Consider the following 19,845-nt stretch of genomic DNA (forward strand, 5'->3'; position numbering starts at 1 on the left):
TTTCGCTCCAAACTGCCCCTCTTACAAGGTGCCTTGTTGTTCAAAGCGGGTGCAAATATAAGACGGGTTTTTGTTTCCCTCCAAGCTTTTGAATGTTAATTTTTGAAAGTTTTTGGTAAGCGGTTGGGGGTTATGAGGTTACGAGCCTGCCTGCCGCAGGCAGGGGTACGGAGGTACGGAGGTACGGAGGTACGGGAGTCGGGAGAAGGGAGTAGGGAGTCGTAAGTCGGGAGCTTGCCTGCCTGTGCGAAGAACGGTAGGTCGGGAGGCAGGGAGGCAGGGAGACAGGGAGACAGGGAGGCGAGATGAGTGATGCGAGATGAGTGATGCGGGATGTGAGATGAGTGATGTGAGATGCGGGACGCGGGAGAAGGGAGTCGGGAGAAGGGAGACGGGAAAAGGGAGATTACTCCATATAGTTTAGTTCAAGACTTTGCTCCCATGCCTACCGGCAGGTAAATTTGCTACTTCGCTCCTTTACCTCCTTACCCATTTACCCATTTACCCATTTACCCATTTACCCATTTACCCATTTACCCATTTACCCATTTACCCATTTACCCATTTACCTATTTACCTATTCACCTATTCACCAATAGACCCATAAGTTCGAGATGCGGGAGTCGGGAGCTTGCCTGCCTGTGCGAAGCACGGTAGGTCGGGAGTCGGGAGGCGAGATGAGTGATGCGAGATAAGTGATGCGAGATGAGTGATGCGAGATGAGTGATGCGAGATGAGTGATGCGAGATGAGTGATGCGAGATGAGTGATGCGGGATGAGTGATGCGAGACGCGGGAGAAGGGAGTCGGGAGAAGGGAGACGGGAAAAGGGAGATTACTCATTATAATGTAGTTCACGACTTTGCTCCCATGCCTACCGGCAGGTAAATTTGCTACTTCGCTACTTCGCTCCTCTACTCCTTTACAACTTCACGACTTTACACCTTTACCTATTTGCCTATTCACCTATCGGCCTATCCGCCATAGCGCAGCAAACACCTTTTACCGACCTGAACACTTAATTCACCCCAAGAAGATCCAGCGCAGGATCATTTACATCAATATGATACCCCCTCCAGAAGAATCCCTGTTCCCTGAATTGCCAAACCACTTCCTTATCCGGAGTCACTTCCCAGTACCCATAGGTACCAATAGCGATCAGGGTATTGCCGTTCGGCAGCCGCTGCGCCCCAGAAACCTTAGGCGAATACATATCCGGATGAGAGAACTCCCATACTACAGCGGGTTCATTATCTGTACCGGGCTGCAAAGCCAGGTCATTTGGCAGGTCAAGTTCATAGACCACAGACGGACCCCCGTTCTGATTACCATTCACGAAAACCAGCATATGGTCGGTGCCGGGTACAAACCGGGGAGAGTGATTATTAAAAAAAAGCCGATCGCCCTGTGGATTATCGTAAGCCTCAGGGTTTCCGAACCTGTACACCAGGTCTCCTCCCTTACCCATATTTCCACCCAAAGCAGCTGCAGCCTCCTGTGAGGTTGTACTATGGTCGATCACCCAAACCTCGCTGAAATAATTTACAGACATATATATAAGGTCATTCGCCGCATCATAAACCACAGCATTGGCGTGCATAAGGTCTCCGTTATCCAGGTTGGTGGTAACCACTTCGTCCCGGTAGTTAATATCAATCTTCCCCGGAGCTTCCGCCACGGCACCGTAATACGGCAGCTCCGGATCTGTATCCTGCACAAGATGATCTCTTGAATCCCATTTCCAGACAACTTCCCCGCTTCCCGGATCTATCTCCACAAGCGACTCCGTGTATACCGCCTGTTGTTGACCGGTATACCCCAGGGTAGCAGCCAGATCGGATCCCGTTTTCTCCCAGAGCATGGTCAGTACATTCCCATTAGGCAAGGGCACTACATCGTGGTGGGCGATCAGTTCTTCAGATGCCAGGTCAATATTCCACACCTGACTCTTATTCGCGTCAATAAGGGCGATCTTCCCGCCAAAGCCCCCGAAATTGAATGCCGGGGAGGGTGCTCTCATAGATACCAACAGACTTCCGTTCTCCAAAAGCTTGGCATCATTACCCAGATGAAAGGGCAGCTCCCACTCTACTGCAGCAGTACCATTATCCTTATCCATTATATAGACACGGTTATTACCTGGATCGTTCACCAGGACGTAGCCATCTTGCCGCTTACTTTTCGCATTAACCAGAACACCATAAGTCTCATCGGTGCCGGTTCCTCCATTATCGCCACCGGTATCATCGCCCGGGTTCTCGGTCGGGGGCGTGCCGGCATCCGCATCAGGAGTTGCTTCGTCCTTGCTGCATGCAACAAAGAGCAGCAGCATAAAGAGGGCGTAAACATAGCTTGAGGTTCTTTTCATATCCATTATTATTACGGGAATTCCTGGGTTCACTTTCTCTTTCGCGGCAGGCTGCAGAATTCCGAATGATTACCTGGCTTAAATATAAAACAATATTAACATGAATATACCTTCAAAGACCGAACTATTTAAGCCGTCTGCTATTGTACGCGTAGGCAGAGTCTATTATCTTTGCAACCCATATTAAATATACAGTAACAGAAATGATCAAGATCACATTACCAGATGGCTCAGTGAAGGAGTTCGAAAAGAACAGCACCCCCATGGATGTTGCGATGAGCATAAGCCAGGGATTGGCCCGAAACGTTATTTCAGCAAACTTCAATGGAAGAAAGGTTGAAGTATCCACCCCACTGACCACAGACGGCGATCTGGTACTGTATACCTGGAATGACGACGAGGGAAAGAAAACCTTCTGGCACTCCACTTCTCACATTATGGCCCAGGCCCTGGAAGAACTTTACCCGGGCGTGAACCTGACCATTGGTCCGGCCATCGATAACGGATTTTATTACGATGTGGATTTCGGAGAACACAGCATTTCTGAAAAGGATTTCCCAAAGATCGAAGCCCGAATGCTGGAGATCGCCCGTGGAAAACACGATTTTAAAATGCGGGAAGTGAGCAAGGCCGACGCTCTTGACTTTTACAAGCAACAAGAAAACCCATTCAAGGTTGAACTTATAGAAAACCTGGAAGACGGTGAGATCACCTTTTGCGACCACGATACCTTTACCGACCTCTGTCGCGGGGGGCACCTTCCGAACACCGGAGTGGTAAAAGCAGTCAAACTATTATCGGTTGCGGGAGCTTACTGGAGAGGGGATGAGAACAAACCCCAACTTACCAGGGTTTATGGAATTTCATTCCCGAAACAAAAAGACCTTAAAGAATACCTGGAACTGCTGGAGGAGGCGAAAAAACGCGACCACAGAAAGCTGGGGAAAGAACTGGAATTATTCACTTTTTCTCAAAAGGTAGGCCAAGGCCTTCCGCTATGGCTGCCAAAGGGCGCCGCGCTCAGAGAGCGACTGGAAAACTTCCTCAAAAAAGCACAAAAGAAAGCCGGATACGAACAGGTAGTATCCCCGCATATCGGACAGAAGGAACTTTATGTAACCTCCGGGCATTACGCCAAATACGGAGAAGACAGCTTTCAGCCTATTCGCACTCCTAAGGAAGACGAAGAGTTCCTGCTTAAGCCTATGAACTGTCCTCACCACTGTGAGATCTTCAACTCCCGACCATGGAGTTATAAGGAATTACCCAAGCGATATGCCGAGTTCGGTACCGTTTTCCGTTACGAACAAAGCGGAGAGCTGCATGGTTTAACCCGGGTTAGAGGGTTCACCCAGGATGACGCACATATTTTCTGTACCCCGGATCAGTTAGACCAGGAATTTAAAAATGTGATCGATCTTGTACTGTATGTTTTCGGATCTCTTGGCTTCGAAAATTTCACTGCTCAGGTATCCCTCAGAGATCCTGAAAACCCGGATAAATATATCGGAAGCACCGAAAACTGGGAAAAAGCGGAACAGGCGATCATCAATGCTGCAAAGGAAAAGGGACTCAATTTCGTTATAGAAACCGGGGAAGCGGCATTTTACGGCCCAAAACTTGATTTTATGGTGAAAGATGCACTCGGCAGAAGCTGGCAGCTGGGAACCATACAGGTAGATTACAACCTTCCTGAGCGCTTCGACCTCTCCTATATAGGCAGCGATGATAAACACCACCGCCCTGTGATGATTCACCGGGCCCCTTTTGGAAGTATGGAGCGTTTTGTTGCCATCCTTTTAGAGCATACCGCGGGGAATTTCCCACTTTGGCTCATGCCAGAGCAGGCTATAATCCTGTCTATCAGTGAGAAATATGAAAATTACGCTCAAAAAGTTTTAAATTTATTAGAAAATAACGAAATTCGCGCCCTTGTCGACAACAGGAACGAGACGATTGGAAAGAAAATCCGGGAAGCGGAAATGAACAAGATCCCTTACATGATCATTGTTGGTGAGAATGAAGAGAAGGAAGGTACGATCGCTGTTCGTAAACATGGAGGCGAAGACCTTGGGAGTATTAAGATGGAGGAATTTGTCAATTTGATTAATTCAGAAATCAGTCGTACATTAAAGTCGTTTTAAAAGAAAGTTTAACTAAAATTATTAAGCCATAGCAATTAAAAGATTCCGGCGAAATACGCCACGAAGAGAAATTAAGAACCCACATCGAATCAATAAGGAGATTCGTGTACCCGAAGTACGATTGGTAGGAGACAACGTCGAAATGGACGTATACCCTACTAAAAAGGCTTTAGCCATGGCTGAGGAACAGGGGTTAGATCTTGTGGAGATCTCACCGAATGCCAAGCCACCCGTTTGTAAAATTCTCGATTACAAGAAATTCTTGTACGAACAAAAGAAGCGGGAGAAAGCCATGAAGGCCAAAGCCTCCAAGGTTACTGTAAAGGAGATCCGTTTTGGCCCGAATACAGATGACCACGATTACGATTTCAAGAAAAAACACGCAGAGAAGTTCCTGAAGGAAGGCTCCAAATTAAAGGCCTATGTATTCTTCAAAGGACGTTCTATCGTGTACAAGGATAAAGGTGAGATCCTGCTGCTTAAACTCGCTTCCGAACTGGAAGACTTAGGAAAGGTGGAGCAGATGCCAAAATTGGAAGGAAAGCGAATGACCATGTTCATCGCTCCCAAGAAAACCAAATAAGGATCCCATTAACACAGCATAAGCGCGATCATAGATAAATATTAGGAATTATGCCTAAAATGAAAACTAAATCCAGTGCCAAAAAGCGATTCAAGCTTACCGGTACCGGTAAAATTAAGAGAAAGCACGCTTTTAAAAGTCACATCTTAACCAAGAAGTCTAAAAAGCGTAAGCTTGCACTTACTCATACCACCCTTGTTCACAAGGCAGATGAGTCAAACATCAAGGAACAACTACGTTTGAAGTAACCGTTCCTTCGGTTCATTAAATTGTTTAACCCTGGAGTCAGGCCAAATAAAAAGTCTCAGTTCATCTGAGCGCCTGCTACAAAAAATTTAAAATTATGCCAAGATCAGTAAATTCTGTCGCTTCCAGAGCCCGTAGAAAAAAGGTGATGAAGCAAGCTAAAGGCTACTACGGTAGACGTAAAAACGTTTGGACGGTTGCCAAGAATGCGGTTGAAAAAGCAATGACCTATGCTTACAGAGACCGTAGAAACAAAAAGAGATCCTTCAGAGCCCTTTGGATCACCCGTATTAATGCAGGTGCCAGATTGCACGGGATGTCTTATTCACAATTCATGGGTAAAGTTAAAGCCAATGATATCGAGCTGAACCGTAAGGTTCTTGCCGATCTGGCCATGAACCACCCTGAGGCGTTCAAAGCAATCGTTGAGAAAGTAAAGTAAACGTTTAACCACATATTTTCGCGCTTATAAAAAAAGGTCCGGTTCTCCGGACCTTTTTTAATTTCCATTATCTTCAAATACCGCAACTGCCCTGACAGGTGAACCCGTACCCCCTTTGATGGGCAGGGGGAGCCCTATAAACCGAAACCGCTGACGGGTAGCTAAAAGATGTAAATTGATCAGATTTTCATAATGGGTGAAATCCAGTTCTCCGCAGATCTGATGCACCGCTTTATTGGATAACCCCGGAATACCCGGAGACATGGTCTCCACTCCAAATGCTGCTATTTTCCGGTTCCCAAGCCAACGGGTAGCCTCAACACTAAGCCCGGGACCATTTGCCCACTGTTCACTACTAAAGTGCCTTCTGTAGTGATCTGTATAAATCAGCACCGTCTCCCCTTTTTCTATAGGGAAATGAAGTCGCTTTTCGGCCAGCACCAGGTCTGCTTCGGTAATTAAGGTTCCGGCAGGTTTATGCGAGAGGTCTAAACAACACCCCATGGTGTAAAACCGCTCCAGGCTCATGCGGTCTATACTGGCGTCAGCATATTCCCTACCCATATGATTTATCGCGTCTACATGGGTACCGGTATGCTCTCCCATGGATAAATGAAGCGAAGAAGGAGTACGTGTTGAAGCATCATCATCTCCATCCCACTGCTCATGAGTGGCGTGAACACTTATTTGTACCGGAGGTTGAGATTTATGTACAGGCATACCCGCATATAAAGGCATACTGAGATCAATAATTTCCATATCATTATTAGGATCAAAGCAGGATTTTCCATGCTGTTTACATGGTGTTAAAATAACATAGTATTAACGAATTCCGTCTTTCTCCTGCCTATTTTTGCAGAAAAATACGGCTTAATATGCAATTAGATAAGGTGAGACTGGTAGTAAGTGATATGGACGGGACCCTGCTTAACTCCAGAGGCCAGGTGAGTGAACGATTTTTTGAATTGTATCACGGCCTGAAAGATCATGTCCATTTTGTTGCCGCGAGCGGGCGTCAGTATCACAGTATCAGGCATAAACTGGAACGCATTTCAGACCAGATCACCATAGTGGCCGAAAACGGGGGCATGGCCCGAAACGCTCAGGAAGAACTCCTCTTTACCGGATTGCCGGCAAAACACCTCAGTAAAATCATTGAAAAGGTGCGTCCGCTTAACAACGCCGAAATCATATTATGCGGTAAGAACGGTGCCTTCATTGAAAACGATGACCCGAATTTTATTGACATCTTCAGGGAGTATTATCATCAATTTGAGATCACCAGAGACCTGAGCCAGGTAGATCCCTCCGAGATCATGAAAGTGGCGATCTACCATCAGGAAGATTCCGAAAAGCACGTCTATCCACATGTGGAGGAATTAAACGGAGACCTGCTGGTAAAGGTTTCAGGGAAGCACTGGGTAGACATCTCCCACCCCGACGCCAATAAGGGCAGGGCCGTAAAACTTATCCAGGCCCATATGGGCATAGGCATGGAAGAAACAATGGTTTTCGGCGATTATAACAATGACCTGGAAATGCTGGAACAGGGCTATTTTAGTTATGCCATGCAAAATGCCCACCCTAATGTAAAAGAGATTGCCAGGTATACCACCCAAAGCAATGATGAGGAAGGGGAGGAATCCATCCTGGAACTGCTGCTCCAGGCAAAGACCTCTGCCTAGATTCCCTGAAGGGTTAATACCAAACGCCTGGCTCCCCCGTAATTCCGATGCTCACAGAGATATACCCCCTGCCAGGTCCCCAGGTTAAGTTTTCCTTCGGATACCGGAATATTCAGGGCGTTTCCCAATAGTGCCGCCTTGATATGGGCCGGCATATCATCGGGCCCCTCATAAGTATGAATATAATAGGGAGCACCCTCGGGAACCATGACATTAAAATGCGATTCAAAATCTGTACGCACCGTAGGATCTGCATTTTCATTAATACATAAACTTGCAGAGGTGTGCTTGATGAAAACATGGAGTATTCCCGTACGAATCTGTTTAATTTCCGGTAATTCCTGAAGGAGATCCAGGGTTATCAGATGAAACCCCCTGGGAAAAGAGGGTAACACTAATTCTTTCTGAATGATCTTCATGTCGCTCTTATTCACTTTTTACTGAAGTTGTCTCAAACACATGTTTGGCATAATGATATCCATGCTTGTCGTACAACTCCCTCATTGCCTCCAACCTGAATACAAAATTCTCATAATCCTTTTTAGACTCCGGAGTCCAAAGCACTTCCGAAAGCGCGGATAGCCTGGGTAGCAACATATATTCCACATAGTCCAGCGATTTCATATATTCTGTCCACACATTGGCCTGGGCCCCAACGATCCGGTCTTCGAGTCCCATTTTTGTGATCACCTCCGGTACCGGATCATAGTGATACACCTTTTCTACCGAAGACAGGCAACAGATAGCATCCGGTTCGGTGTCCGGGTCAGCCTGGTAATGATCAAAATAGAAATGGGAATTGGGCGTCATGATCACATCATGGCCTTCGGATGCTGCTGTTATTACAGCCTTATGCTCATCCCAGGAACGCCAGTACATCACTGTCGCGTTGGGAGCCAGTCCGCCCTCCAGAATTTCATCCCATCCGATGATATTTCTGCCTTTTGTGTTGAGATAGGCTTCCACCCTCTCAATAAAATAACTCTGAAGTTCATGCGCATCAGACAAGCCCTCTTCTTTCATTCTGTTCTGACACTGCGCACACCTTTCCCAGTTGCCCTTCGGACATTCATCTCCTCCGATATGGATATAGGCAGAAGGAAACAACTCCACTACCTCATCGAGTACTCCGGTGATAAATTCAAAAGTTGATTCCTTCCCTGCACAATACACATCATCGGTTACCCCCCATTCTTCATAAACCAATTTCACCTGACCGTTTGCCTGCAGCTCCTTGCTTTTTTCTGATAAAACCCCTCGATTCGGGGTAGTGGGCTCCTCCGGGAAACAACTTAATTGCGGGTAAGATGCAATGGCTGCGCTACTGTGCCCCGGCAGTTCGATCTCGGGAATTATGGTGATATGCCGTGCTGCAGCATAGGCAACCACTTCCCTGACCTCCTCCTGGGTATAGAATCCACCGTAACGTACATTATCGTTATTTGTCCATGGTAATTTCCCCTCTACTGTACCATTACGCCAGGCACCGATTTCGGTTAGTTTCGGGTATTTTTTGATCTCTATCCGCCAACCCTGATCCTCGGTTAAGTGCCAGTGAAAGGTATTGAGCTTATGCATAGCCAGCAGATCGATATATTTTTTGACAAAGGATACCGGTTGAAAATGACGGGCCACATCCAAATGCATGCCCCGATATGCAAAACGGGGAGTATCCTCCATGCTTACCGCCGGAATACTTGCATAGGGGATCTCCTCCATACTTCCGGGTAATGCTAACAATTGACGTAGAGATTGTATCCCGTAAAATATACCTTTTGAAGTGTTTGCAGTGATCTCGGCAAATTCTGCATTTACATGTAATTTATAGCTTTCCTCTGCTCCATCCGGATCTTCCAGGATCCGCAGGAGTATAGTTCCCGGGGAGTTATCTGCTGTTGCCCTGAGCTTCACCGCTGTTCCTGGAAGTAATTCTGCTAACAGTGCCCTGAGATATTCTGCCTCTGCCATGGCCTCCGCATCCGCCACAATAAGCACTTCATTTTTAAAAACCAACCGACCTGAAGCAGGGGTTAGTTTTACGGGACGGGGAACAATTCGGTAATCCTTTTCATGATTGACCACATCTGTATAAGGATTTTTACAGGAAATACTTGTTAAAAGCGTGAAAAAGGCCAAAGCAAGATGAGGGAATATATTTCGTTTCATGGTTTGAATAAGAGTTAAGTTTTCCGGATCAGGTTTTTTGCTTCTTCTTCCGGGCTGCCGGAAAAAGCACGTTATTAAGGATCAAACGGTAGCCGGGAGAAGTAGGATGCAATTCCAATTCTGTTTTAGGATCCCCCACCCGGTGCTGATAGTCTTCCGGGTCATGCCCGCCGTAAAAAGTAAAGAACCCCTTTCCTTTAATTCCGTGAATATACCGGGCCTCTCCGTTAACCTTGTTTTCAGCAAGTACCAGGATGGTTGGTTTAATATTGGCCGGATCATAACTGGTGGTTTGCCCCATAAACCCTTTAACAATGGCCGTATGATTCTGGCAGAGCATGGTGGGTACGGGGTCCCATTTGGCGGAGAACTCCATCAGGGTAAAGTAATCTGTTTCCCTTTGTACAGTAGGCCGCTTTGCGGTCATATCTATGGAAGAGAATTCATAAGCATTTGGATTGCGTTCCAGGGTAAAGTTGGTAAACGCGAAGGTGTTGTCAAAATTGAGTTTATTCTGATACCCGGGATCTGAGGGATCCCCATCGAACATAGGTTCACAAATATCCACACCTTCGGCAGAGAGGGCTATATCAAAACTGTCTGTAGCCGAACACATGGCGAACATAAAACCTCCCCCTATAACATAATCCCTGATCTTCAAGGCCACGGCGAGTTTCTCATCCGACACCTTATCATACCCAAGAGAAGCAGCCAGTTCTTCTGCCTGTCTTTTGTCTTCGATATACCAGGGAGCGGTTCGATATGCCCCGTAGAATTTACCGAACTGTCCGGTAAAGTCCTCATGATGCAAATGCAGCCAGTCATATAACAACAATCCATCGGAAAGCAATTCCTTATCATAGACCACATCGTATGGGATCTCAGCATAGGTAAGCACCATGGTTACCGCATCGTCCCAGGGCTGGTTACCCTTGGGGGAATACACCGCTATCTTCGGTGCCTTTTCCAGCACTACGGCATCCTGGTTTCTGCTGGGACTGCTAATTTCATCAAGGATACCGGAAGCAGCTCCATCAGACAGTACTTCAAAAGTTACCCCCCGAATCTGGCACTCCCTTCGGATCTCCTCTTTATCAGGAAGCAAGAATGCACCTCCCCTGTAATTGAGCAGCCATTTTACCTTATTGTTCTTCTCCAGCACCCAGTACGTAATCCCATAGGCCTTCAGGTGATTTTCCTGCCCTTCGGCATCCATGGGCACTAATATGAACGATGCTTTGGCCAGGGTAAAAGCACACAGGAAAATTACCAGTAGAAAATAACGCAGGTATGAAAAGAAAAAGGCACGATCGTCTTTCCCGGGGGAAGACATCGTGCCTCTGTTATTTTTGTTCGGATGAACAATTGCTCCAAAAATCCACTTCCCTGCCGTTAAGCAGTCTTCTGGAAGGTAATTTTTAGAACGGTACGTCGTCATCCGGATTAAATTCATTATTCATAGAACTCCCAAAGGCTTCATCTGCACTCGGCAGGTCTTTGGTCGAGAACGGGCTTTCTTCTCCAGAATTCATTTTAGACTGGAATTCGAAAGGCGTATCAAACTCCTCTAAATTATCAAATTTACCGAGGTGTCCAAGGAATTTTAACCTAATATTTTCAAGTCCACCATTACGGTGCTTGGCCACAATAAACTCGGCCTGCCCTGCAGTCGGGCTACGTTCTTCATCATCCCACTCTTCGATCTTATAATATTCAGGACGATAGATAAAGGATACAATATCCGCATCCTGCTCGATCGCTCCCGATTCCCGAAGGTCAGAAAGCAGCGGACGCTTACTCCCCCCCCTGGTCTCTACGGCCCTGGAAAGCTGAGAAAGGGCAATTACCGGAACGTTAAGTTCCTTGGCCAATGCCTTCAGGTTCCGCGAAATGGTCGAGATCTCCTGTTCCCGGTTCCCTCCTTTTTGGGTCCCCCCGGCAGTCATCAGCTGAAGGTAGTCAATAATGATCATCCGGATCCCATGCTGGGAAGCCAGACGCCTGGCCTTTGCCCTGAGGTCAAAGATGGAGAGTGAGGGGGTATCATCGATAAAAAGCGGAGCAGACTCGAGGTTTTTCACCTTTACATTCAACTGTTCCCATTCGTGCTTTTCAAGCTTTCCTGTTCTGAGTTTTTCTGAAGACAGTCCGGTTTCGGATGAGATCAAACGGGTGATCAACTGCACCGATGCCATCTCCAGGGAAAAGAAAGCGACGGGAATTTTGGAATCCACCGCAATATTTCTCGCCATAGACAGGGTCAGGGCGGTTTTACCCATACCCGGACGAGCCGCTACGATAATAAGGTCAGAAGGTTGCCAACCGGAGGTGAGCTTATCGAGTTTATCAAAACCTGTCGGGATACCACTTAACCCCTCTTTGTTAGAGATCTCCTCGATCTTTTTCTTCGCCTGCATTACAAGGCTCTGAGCCGTTTCTGCAGATTTTTTAATATTCCCCTGGGTAACCTCGTAAAATTTGGCTTCTGCATCATCCAGCAGGTCAAATACATCTGTGGTTTCATCATAAGCCTCTTCGATGATCTCGTTAGAGATCTTGATCAGGCTTCTTTGAATGTATTTCTGTAAGATGATCCTGGCGTGGTACTCAATGTGGGCCGAAGACGATATTTTTTTGGTAAGCTGGATCAGGTAAAAATCGCCCCCAATCCGGTCCAGCCTGCCGTTTTGCTTTAATCGTGTTGAAACTGTTAATAAGTCGATCGGCTCTGACGATTCGAACAACTGCACGATGGCCTCAAAGATATGCTGATGCGCCTCTTTGTAAAACACATCCGGATGCAGGATATCGATCACCTCGTCGATTCCCTTCTTATCGATCATCATGGCCCCTATCACAGCTTCCTCCAGATCAAGCGCCTGCGGCGGCATTTTGCCCTTTTCCAGGTTAATAATACTCGATTTATTAACCTTCATACCGGGGATTGGGTTTACTTTTTCCATAGCAACGAAAGTAATTAATTGAAGGGGAACAGAGCAGAAAACAAGACGCTACTTTGTTCACTGCTCATCAACAATTTGACTGTTAATAACTTGATTTTCTTGTTAATAAAGGTAAAAAAAACCGAAGTGAAGACTTCGGTTTTCCCAGTACATCTTTTAAACAAAGGACTACCCTTTATACACCCCCATAGTGGCATATTTATTCATTCGCTGTTCCACCAGCGCTTCGGGTGTTAATTTCTTTAATTCTTCGTAGACCTTGGAAATTTCCTTCTCAACGGTTTTAAAAGTAGTCTCCCTGTCGGCATGTGCCCCTCCGAGAGGTTCTTTAATAATATCGTCAACAAGGTGAAGTTTTTTCATATCCTTAGCCGTAAGCTTAAGCGCATCGGCTGCCTGCTCCTTATATTCCCAGCTTCTCCAAAGGATAGAAGAGCAGGATTCCGGAGAGATCACAGAATACCAGGTATTCTCCAACATCAGTACGCGGTCTCCGACCCCGATACCCAGGGCTCCACCGGAGGCACCTTCACCAATGATAAGCACAATGATAGGCACCTTAAGTCTGGTCATTTCCAGAATATTTCGTGCAATAGCTTCTCCCTGGCCACGCTCTTCTGCCTCAATGCCTGGATACGCTCCGGGGGTATCGATAAGCGAAACTACGGGAATACCGAATTTCTCAGCCATTTTCATCAGCCGCAAGGCCTTGCGATATCCCTCAGGATTAGCCATTCCGAAATTCCGGTATTGACGGGTTTTGGTATTATACCCCTTTTGCTGACCGATGAACATATAGGTCTGATCTCCGATCTTCCCCAGTCCTCCGATCATGGCCTTGTCATCCTTCACATTACGATCGCCGTGAAGCTCCAGGAAGGTGTCCCCGCACAAGGCTCTCACATAGTCCAGGGTATAAGGCCTGGAGGGGTGTCTAGACAATTGCACCCGCTGCCATGCAGAAAGGTTTTTATAAATATCTTTTTTGGTCTTTTCCAGTTTCTTCTCGATCTGAGCACAGGTGTCTGTAACATCTACTTCACTTTCTTCACCCAGTACTTTACATTTCTCAAGTTGTTCCTCGAGTTCTTTGATTGGTAACTCAAAATCTAAATACTCCATGAGTCTGTTTTGAAGGTTTATCAGGGCTACAAATATAAAACTTTATGTTATTCTGCCCCTTTTATCGCTGCTTTTCTTTTGATCGAATTCTTAAGAATTCCGTTGGCCACTACCGTACTTAATATGATGAGTGCACCCAGGTAAAAGGCCGGACTCATCTGTTCATCAGCTCCTAAAATAAAAAAGGCCAGCAGGATGCCGTATACGGGCTCCATATTAATGGTTAACATGACGGTATACGGACTTATGTATTTCATCACCTTAACCGATACGATAAATGCGTAAGCGGTGCACACGCTAGAAAGGATCAGCAGAAATATCCAGTCGTTGGTGCTAAGGGTAAAAAAAGAAGCTTTAAATGCACCGGTAGCCAAAAGGTAAATGCTAATGAATCCTACCCCACTACCCAACTCGTAAAATGAAACCACAGAGGGACGGTATTGCTGAGCCAGTCTCCCATTGATCAGCGAGAAAACCGAAGAGAGCAGGGCCGAGGCCAATGCCAGTAGTATTCCGTTAACATAGCGCGTCTCTACCCTGAAGATCACTGCGAGCCCCGCGATGACCAGCAAGCCAAACACCAGTTCGTACCAGATAAATTTTCTTCGGTACCACAGCGGTTCCAGAATGGCTGTAAAAAAGGCACCGGTGGATACCGTGGCCAGGGTTACCGACACATTAGATACTTTAATGGCCATAAAAAAGGTGATCCAGTGTAAGGCGATGGTACCACCGGCAAAGATCATGGTCCATAAGACCCGTCTCGGCACCCGCATATCAAAACGGTTCCAGGCAATGTACAAGCTCACGAAAAATACCGCCAGGCCCATGCGGTACCAAACCAGTGGAATGGCATCAATAGAAATCAGGGCCCCCAGGACCGCTGTGAACCCCCAGATAAAAACAATGAGATGCAGGTGGAGGTAATTCTTAAGCTTATCGTTTAGCATTCTGCAACATATAAAATGCGATAAAGGCAAATATGATATTAGGCAGGGCCACAGCCAGCAATGGAGAAAAATTCGACTGCTCGGCCATTATGGCGAAAACCTTATCAAAGAAGATAAAGATAAAGGCCAGGGCGATCCCCAGGGCCAGGTTAACTCCCATGCCCCCCCTGCGCTTCATTGAAGAAACCGCTACCGCAATAATGGTAAGGATAAAAGCAGAGATCGGAAGACTCCAACGTTTATATTTTACCACCAGGTAACGATTGATATTTGGCGACCCCTTCTTTCGTTCCTCCTCAATAAACTTATTCAGTTCAAAAAGGTTCTTGGTCTCTGCCACATAGGAAACCGGAGTAAGGTCGTCGAGATTAAAATTGAAAAGGGTATCGTGACGGGCCTTCGACTCAAAAATATCGTTCTCCGGGCCTACGATCCTTTTTTTATAGGAGGCCAGTCGGAATACACTGTCGTCTTCCACCCAACGAATACTACTGGCCTGGATCTTATACTTAAGTTCCGTGCCCTCAAAGTGTTCCAGGGTAAAATTATAACCCGTCTGGGTGATCGGCCTGAAACTGCTTACATAAACGTATTCGTTATCGCTGATCTGGTTGAAAATGTTATTGGTTTCCCGGTCTTTATCCCGACCACCCTTCAGATACTTGATCCGAAAGTCATTATACCCCTCACTGGCATTAGGCACGATGAACATACTCATCATAAAGGCAAAAACCGCAATAATGGATGCTCCTATAAAGTACGGTTTCAGAAATCGAGTAAAGGAAATCCCCGAACTTAAAATGGCGATCACCTCCGTATTATTGGCCAGCTTAGAGGTAAACCAGATAATCGAAAGAAAAAGGAATATCGGGAAAAGCAGGTTGGCAAAGTAAAAGGTAAAATCGATATAATACTGCAGGATCTCAGCTGCAGGTGCCTGGTTGGCGATCATCTTATCGACCTTCTCCGAAACGTCTACCATGATGCCTATAGGAATAAACAACAGGATCATGGTAAAGAAGGTAAGGAGATACCTTTTTAATATGTAACGGTCTATTATTTTCACGATCAGAGACGCTTATCCATTTGTTTTACCATGGTATTCTTCCACTGATAAAAATCTCCGGCTAAGATATGTTTTCTGGCTTCACGAACCAACCACAAATAAAAACCAAGGTTGTGTATGGTGGCAATTTGCTTGCCCAGGTATTCATTGGCCGCAAACAAATGCCTCAGATATGCCTTGGAATAGTATGTATCTACATAGGTGATTCCCATTTCGTCTATAGGAGAAAAGTCGTCTTCCCATTTTTTATTCTTGATGTTGATGGTCCCGTGGGCGGTAAACAGCATCCCGTTTCTCGCATTTCGGGTAGGCATCACGCAATCAAACATATCCACCCCAAGGGCAATGTTTTCAAGGATATTGATAGGCGTTCCCACCCCCATCAGGTATCGCGGTTTTTCCTCCGGCAGGATATCACAAACCACCTCGGTCATGGCATACATCTCCTCGGCAGGCTCCCCTACAGACAATCCTCCGATGGCGTTACCCAGTGCTCCTGCATTGGCAATATATTCAGCAGACTGCTTTCTTAGGTCCTTATAGGTAGACCCCTGAACAATGGGAAACAACGTTTGCTGATACCCGTATTTTGAAGGGGTGTCATTAAAGCGTTTGATACAGCGATCGAGCCAGCGATGGGTCATGTGCATGCTGCGTTTTGCGTAATGATAATCGCAGGGATAGGGCGTACACTCGTCAAAGGCCATAATGATATCGGCTCCGATGGTGCGCTGGATATCCATTACATTTTCAGGAGTAAATACGTGATAAGAACCATCGATATGACTCTTGAACTTCACCCCTTCTTCCTTGATCTTCCTGTTGGCCGAGAGTGAATACACCTGGTACCCCCCACTATCGGTGAGGATATTGCGATCCCAGTTCATAAATTTATGCAGTCCTCCGGCCTTTTCAAGGATATCCGTTTTGGGCCTGAGGTAGAGGTGATAGGTGTTTCCCAGAATGATATCCGGATTGATATCGTCCGTAAGTTCCCGCTGGTGCACTCCTTTTACGGTGCCGGCGGTGCCAACAGGCATGAAAATCGGAGTTTCAATGGTGCCGTGGTCTGTGGTGATCTCCCCTGCCCTCGCCCGGGAGGCCACATCGTTTGCGATACGTTTAAATTGCATGAAAAAAATCTTGGGTGGCAAAGATAATCAACAATTCTGCTAAGTTTCCATTTCGGGCCTGAAAATGCGGTGAATAAGTCGGTTAAAAAAGAATAAAAGATTGCTTTGCCATAGGGAAGTAAAGGGTTATTTTTGCCGCAAATAAATTTTATCGTATACAAATGCCAGACACACAACAATTAAAGGATTTAGCAACCCAGGTTCGCAGGGATATTGTTAGAATGGTACACAAGGTAAATTCAGGTCACCCCGGAGGATCCCTGGGATGTACCGAATTTTTTGTGGCCCTTTACAACGAGGTCATGGAGCTCAATGAAGGGTTTGACATGGACGGAATCGGGGAAGATATCTTTTTTCTTTCCAACGGTCATATCTCACCTGTGTATTACAGTGTTTTAGCCAGAAGGGGATATTTCCCGGTGGAGGAACTGAACACCTTCAGACTGATCAATTCCAGACTGCAGGGACACCCTACTACCCATGAAGGACTTCCGGGCATTCGCATTGCCAGTGGTTCCCTCGGACAGGGAATGTCTGTAGCCTTGGGTGCTGCCCTGGCCAAGAAACTCAACAATGACAACCATCTGATCTACAGCTTACACGGAGACGGAGAGCTTCAGGAAGGTCAGAACTGGGAAGCTATTATGTATGCCGCTGCAAATAAGGTAGACAATATCATCGCTACCGTAGATTACAACAAACAGCAGATCGACGGTTCTACAGATGAGGTTTTACCCCTGGGAGATCTTCGCGCGAAGTTCGAAGCCTTTGGATGGGATGTTCTCGAGATCGAAGAAGGTAATGACCTGGAGGCAGTGATCGCCGGACTACAGGAAGCTAAAACCAGAACCGGAAACGGAAAGCCTGTGGCTGTGCTTATGCATACCGTGATGGGGAACGGGGTTGACTTTATGATGCACACCCATGCATGGCACGGAAAAGCTCCGAATGACGAGCAGCTGGCCATCGCCCTGGAGCAGAACCCTGAAACCCTTGGTGATTACTAAAATTGTTTAACCATCTCCAAAAGAGAACCACGAGATACGATAGTACAGATGAAAAAATATACATTCGAAAAAAAGATTGATACCAGGAGCGGATTCGGAGCCGGACTTGCCGAATTGGGAAGAACAAACGACAAGGTGGTTGCCCTGTGCGCCGACCTTACCGGATCGCTTAAAATGGACGAATTCAAGGATGAAAATCCGGAGCGTTTCTTTCAGACAGGTATTGCAGAGGCCAACATGATGGGCCTTGCTGCCGGATTAACCATTGGCGGGAAGATCCCGTTCACCGGAACCTTTGCGAACTTCTCTACAGGAAGGGTTTATGACCAGATCCGACAGAGCATCGCTTACTCCGGAAAGAACGTGAAGATCTGTGCTTCCCACGCCGGATTAACCCTGGGGGAAGACGGAGCCACTCACCAGATCCTCGAAGATATCGGACTGATGAAAATGCTTCCCGGAATGACTGTGATCAACACCTGCGATTACAACCAGACAAAGGCTGCCACCATTGCCATTGCCGAACACGAAGGGCCTGTTTACCTGCGCTTCGGGCGTCCGGCAGTACCTAATTTTACTCCGGCAGACCAGAAATTTGAAATCGGGAAAGCAGTGATGCTTAACGAAGGTACCGATGTTACCATTATCGCCACCGGACACCTGGTTTGGGAGGCCATTGAAGCCGGAGAACAGCTTGCCGAGGCAGGGATCTCTGCAGAGATCATCAACATCCACACCATCAAACCGCTGGATGAAGAAGCGATCCTGAAGTCGGTAGCGAAAACCGGTTGCGTTGTTACTGCAGAGGAGCACAATTTCCTTGGCGGACTGGGAGAGAGCGTTGCCAGAACCCTGAGCACCCACCACCCTGCACCACAGGAATTTGTTGCCACTAAAGACACCTTTGGAGAAAGTGGAACTCCTGCACAACTTATGGATAAGTACGGTCTTAACAGCGCCAGCATTGTTGCCGCTGCCAAAAAAGTGATGGCCAGAAAATAATATTCATGCTTCTTTTGGGTTTATATTAGCACAGAAAACTCAAAAAAGCATGAACATGAAAAAAGTTGTTTTTATTATTTGCCTTTTGGCAGGACTAACCGCCTTTGGTCAATCCAACTCCGGATTTGGGATCAAAGGCGGTTTGAATTTTAATAACAGTGGAGATCTCGACCTGGGCGAAATCAACCTGAGCGCCGATACCAAAGCCGGTTACCATATTGGATTCTGGGGAAAGTTCGGCCATGACTTCTACATACGCCCTGAACTGGTCTATACCCACATCAACTCAAAATACGAAGGAAGCTTTTTCAGTGCAGATTTCGACATGCAAAAGATCGATCTTCCCGTATTAGTCGGGCTACGCCTTATCGGTCCCCTGCACATCTTCGGAGGACCGGCCTTCCAATACGTCCTCAATTCAGACCTGGACAATGTCACCTATGAAGACGTAGAGAACGACTTCTCTGTAGGCCTTAATTTCGGGGTCGGCTTAAACCTTGGAGACAAGCTGGGAGTAGACCTGCGCTACGAGCGCGGACTCTCGAATAACGAAGCCCAATTTGCTGATGATGTACTGGGCAGCGGCCGTGTGGACACCAGGCCTAATCAGTTTATCCTGAGCGTATCGCTGGACGTTTTTTAAAGAGAAGAAAGAGTCAAGAAGAAAGAGTCAAGATTTAAGACGTAAAACTTAGGGAGAAGGACAGGAATCCAGGCTTTATCAGAAACCTGGAATCCTGTCCTTTTTTATGCAGACACAAGGATGACAGTACTGCCATATGAGCAGGAAATATAAATGATGAATGGCGAATTGTGAATGGTGAATTGTGAATGGTGAATGGTTGTACGTCCCTGATATAGGTTGACCACTTAAACGTGGAAAACTATGAAAGCAAGTCTTGGAAAGATCCGTAAGAGCCGTCATTATTCGGAGGATTTTAAAAAACAATTGGTCAGTGAATTCGAAAG

18 protein-coding genes are annotated in these 19,845 nt (G+C 46.5%); 8 read left to right on the forward strand and 10 right to left on the reverse strand.

From position 1 onward, the window contains the following. Positions 1-1,017: 1,017 nt before the first annotated feature. A complete protein-coding gene (locus tag K7R11_RS14875) occupies positions 1,018-2,367 on the reverse strand; it encodes an aryl-sulfate sulfotransferase (protein WP_224491633.1) in 1,350 nt (449 codons plus the stop codon). A gap of 203 nt (positions 2,368-2,570) precedes the next feature. Here K7R11_RS14875 and thrS point away from each other — a divergent pair, with 203 nt between their 5' ends. The 4 genes from thrS (at position 2,571) to rplT (ending at position 5,782) form a co-directional block, all read left to right on the forward strand. Next, positions 2,571-4,511, forward strand: a complete 1,941-nt coding sequence (gene thrS / locus K7R11_RS14880; protein ID WP_224491634.1) for a threonine--tRNA ligase — start codon at positions 2,571-2,573, stop codon at positions 4,509-4,511. Between the two features lie 88 nt (positions 4,512-4,599). Further along, positions 4,600-5,094 carry a translation initiation factor IF-3 gene (gene infC / locus K7R11_RS14885; RefSeq protein ID WP_224491648.1) on the forward strand — a complete coding sequence of 165 codons (495 nt, stop codon included), beginning with the start codon at positions 4,600-4,602 and terminating at the stop codon, positions 5,092-5,094. A gap of 50 nt (positions 5,095-5,144) precedes the next feature. Then, positions 5,145-5,342 (forward strand): 50S ribosomal protein L35, encoded by a 198-nt coding sequence (rpmI, locus tag K7R11_RS14890; protein WP_224491635.1) that lies wholly within the window; start codon positions 5,145-5,147, stop codon positions 5,340-5,342. A gap of 95 nt (positions 5,343-5,437) precedes the next feature. Next, positions 5,438-5,782 carry a 50S ribosomal protein L20 gene (rplT, locus tag K7R11_RS14895; protein WP_224491636.1) on the forward strand — a complete coding sequence of 115 codons (345 nt, stop codon included), beginning with the start codon at positions 5,438-5,440 and terminating at the stop codon, positions 5,780-5,782. Positions 5,783-5,839: 57 nt separating this feature from the next. Here the strand turns inward: rplT and K7R11_RS14900 are convergent, their stop codons facing one another. Further along, on the reverse strand, positions 5,840-6,541 hold the full coding sequence (locus K7R11_RS14900) for a cyclase family protein (RefSeq protein ID WP_224491637.1): 702 nt from the start codon (positions 6,539-6,541) through the stop codon (positions 5,840-5,842). 116 nt (positions 6,542-6,657) lie between these two features. On the opposite strand from K7R11_RS14900, the gene K7R11_RS14905 reads away from it, so the two are divergent. Further along, positions 6,658-7,467: an HAD family hydrolase gene (locus K7R11_RS14905; protein WP_224491638.1), complete on the forward strand. Its 810-nt coding sequence runs from the start codon at positions 6,658-6,660 to the stop codon at positions 7,465-7,467. On the opposite strand, the gene K7R11_RS14910 is transcribed toward K7R11_RS14905, so the two are convergent. From K7R11_RS14910 to tgt, 8 genes are all read right to left on the reverse strand, one after another. Further along, positions 7,464-7,886, reverse strand: coding sequence for a secondary thiamine-phosphate synthase enzyme YjbQ (locus tag K7R11_RS14910; protein ID WP_224491649.1), 423 nt, complete (start codon positions 7,884-7,886; stop codon positions 7,464-7,466). The two genes, K7R11_RS14905 and K7R11_RS14910, sit on opposite strands and share 4 nt — an antisense overlap. A 7-nt stretch (positions 7,887-7,893) precedes the next feature. Then, complete coding sequence (locus K7R11_RS14915; protein ID WP_224491639.1) at positions 7,894-9,633, reverse strand: beta-N-acetylhexosaminidase; 1,740 nt, start codon at positions 9,631-9,633, stop codon at positions 7,894-7,896. A 28-nt stretch (positions 9,634-9,661) separates the two neighbouring features. Then, positions 9,662-11,071: an asparagine synthetase B gene (locus tag K7R11_RS14920; RefSeq protein WP_410528203.1), complete on the reverse strand. Its 1,410-nt coding sequence runs from the start codon at positions 11,069-11,071 to the stop codon at positions 9,662-9,664. Beyond that, on the reverse strand, positions 11,052-12,596 hold the full coding sequence (gene dnaB, locus K7R11_RS14925) for a replicative DNA helicase (protein WP_224491640.1): 1,545 nt from the start codon (positions 12,594-12,596) through the stop codon (positions 11,052-11,054). Before dnaB ends, K7R11_RS14920 begins: the two co-directional genes overlap by 20 nt. A gap of 168 nt (positions 12,597-12,764) precedes the next feature. Continuing rightward, positions 12,765-13,718: an acetyl-CoA carboxylase carboxyltransferase subunit alpha gene (locus K7R11_RS14930; RefSeq protein WP_224491641.1), complete on the reverse strand. Its 954-nt coding sequence runs from the start codon at positions 13,716-13,718 to the stop codon at positions 12,765-12,767. A gap of 47 nt (positions 13,719-13,765) precedes the next feature. Continuing rightward, a complete protein-coding gene (locus tag K7R11_RS14935) occupies positions 13,766-14,668 on the reverse strand; it encodes a DMT family transporter (RefSeq protein WP_224491642.1) in 903 nt (300 codons plus the stop codon). Continuing rightward, a complete protein-coding gene (locus K7R11_RS14940; protein WP_224491643.1) occupies positions 14,655-15,734 on the reverse strand; it encodes an LptF/LptG family permease in 1,080 nt (359 codons plus the stop codon). Before K7R11_RS14940 ends, K7R11_RS14935 begins: the two co-directional genes overlap by 14 nt. Before the next feature lie 2 nt (positions 15,735-15,736). Beyond that, the gene (tgt, locus tag K7R11_RS14945; protein WP_224491644.1) at positions 15,737-16,867 is read right to left on the reverse strand and encodes a tRNA guanosine(34) transglycosylase Tgt; all 1,131 of its coding nucleotides are present in this window, start codon (positions 16,865-16,867) and stop codon (positions 15,737-15,739) included. A gap of 161 nt (positions 16,868-17,028) precedes the next feature. Between tgt and K7R11_RS14950 the strand changes: the two genes are divergently transcribed. From K7R11_RS14950 to K7R11_RS14960, 3 genes are read left to right on the forward strand one after another with little or no spacing between them, the layout of a single operon-like run. Further along, the gene (locus K7R11_RS14950) at positions 17,029-17,874 is read left to right on the forward strand and encodes a transketolase (protein ID WP_224491645.1); all 846 of its coding nucleotides are present in this window, start codon (positions 17,029-17,031) and stop codon (positions 17,872-17,874) included. Between the two features lie 48 nt (positions 17,875-17,922). Continuing rightward, entirely contained in the window at positions 17,923-18,876 is a 954-nt protein-coding gene (locus K7R11_RS14955; protein ID WP_224491646.1) for a transketolase family protein, read from the forward strand. A gap of 55 nt (positions 18,877-18,931) precedes the next feature. Continuing rightward, a complete protein-coding gene (locus K7R11_RS14960; protein WP_224491647.1) occupies positions 18,932-19,519 on the forward strand; it encodes a porin family protein in 588 nt (195 codons plus the stop codon). The last annotated feature ends 326 nt before the right edge of the window (positions 19,520-19,845 follow it).

Origin of the sequence: Robertkochia flava, from assembly GCF_020166515.1 — a bacterium.
In the GTDB taxonomy this organism is placed as follows: domain Bacteria; phylum Bacteroidota; class Bacteroidia; order Flavobacteriales; family Flavobacteriaceae; genus Robertkochia; species Robertkochia flava.